This is a genomic window from Stenotrophomonas maltophilia group sp. Smal13, from assembly GCF_030236855.1.
GTDB lineage: Bacteria > Pseudomonadota > Gammaproteobacteria > Xanthomonadales > Xanthomonadaceae > Stenotrophomonas > Stenotrophomonas maltophilia_A.
In genome coordinates this window covers 1-1,259 of sequence record NZ_JASJSQ010000174.1, presented here as the reverse complement: position 1 = coordinate 1,259, position 1,259 = coordinate 1, and the positions used below count along the sequence as shown (strand labels likewise).

Annotated in this window: 1 protein-coding gene and 1 pseudogene; both read right to left on the bottom strand. The window is 64.6% G+C overall.

Going from position 1 to position 1,259, the window contains the following annotated elements; translation table 11 throughout:
* Positions 1-31: 31 nt before the first annotated feature.
* On the bottom strand, positions 32-421 hold the full coding sequence (locus QRO95_RS25220; RefSeq protein ID WP_032127349.1) for a DUF805 domain-containing protein: 390 nt from the start codon (positions 419-421) through the stop codon (positions 32-34).
* A 189-nt stretch (positions 422-610) separates the two neighbouring features.
* Positions 611-1,259 (bottom strand): annotated as a pseudogene (locus tag QRO95_RS25215) (recombination factor protein RarA); the annotation flags it as partial.

Below are 1,259 nucleotides of genomic sequence, written 5' to 3'. Positions count from 1 at the left end.
TAGAGTCGAGCCATGCTCGACTCCCGCAGCCTCACGGCCCCGCGGGAACCGGACCGTACACGTTCTCCTGCGGCGTGCCCGGCAGCAGCGAGAAGATCATGATCACAATGCCACCGCCCGGCACCAGCGCCAGCAGGAACAGCCAGCCCGATTGGTTGCAGTCATGCAGGCGGCGCACGGTCACGGCAATCAGCGGCACGATCGTGGCCAGCCACATCACGCCCAGCAGCACTATCATGCCGATCAGGATGCCGGCCAGTGCATCGGGACTGTTGCGCAGGAGGATCGCCAGCACACCGGCCAGCAGCATCACTGCCGTTGCCACCAGGAACAGGAACAGCTGGTACATCCAGTACTCGCGGCGGTTGGCGCGGCCCTCGAACTGGGCATAGCGCTTCAACGGCAGAATCATTTCCTGCACGGCATCGATCCTTGAAAGAGAAGCCGCGCAGTGTGCCAAATGCACGCCCCATGGACAATGTGGCAACGAACCACGCTCGGCTGCCATTGCCCCCTGTAGAGTCGAGCCATGCTCGACTACTGCTCCAGAAGGCACCCGTAGTCCGTCAAAGAGCGGAGTCGAGCATGGCTCGACTCTACATGAACCGGGTCAGCGGCCCTTAGCCGCCCTTGCCGCTTCGCGCTCGGCGCGCAGCCGGTCCAGCTTTTCCTTCAGCTTGATTTCCAGGCCGCGCGGCACCGGGTTGTAGTACACGCGCTCGCCCATCGCATCCGGGAAACCGGTCTGGTCCAGTGCGATACCGCCTTCGGCATCATGGTCATACTGGTACTCGGCACCGTAGCCCAGCTCCTTCATCAGCTTGGTCGGCGCATTACGCAGGTGCAGCGGCACTTCTTCAGTGCCGCTCTCGCGCACATCGGCCTTGGCCTGGTTGAAGGCCGCATAGCCTGCATTCGACTTGGCGGTGCTGGCCAGGTACAGCACCAGCTGAGCAAAGGCGAGCTCGCCTTCCGGGCTGCCCAGCCGCTCGTAGATGTCCCAGGCCTCCAGTGCCATGCTCTGCGCGCGCGGATCGGCCAGGCCGATGTCCTCGATCGCCATGCGGGTCAGTCGGCGCGCCAGGTAGGACGGATCGCAGCCGCCATCGAGCATGCGGGTCAGCCAGTACAGCGCGGCATCCGGGTTGGAACTGCGAACCGACTTGTGCAGCGCCGAGATCTGGTCGTAGAACTGTTCGCCGCCCTTGTCGAAGCGGCGGGTGCGGTCGGCCAGCACCTGGCGCACTTCCGGCAGGCCG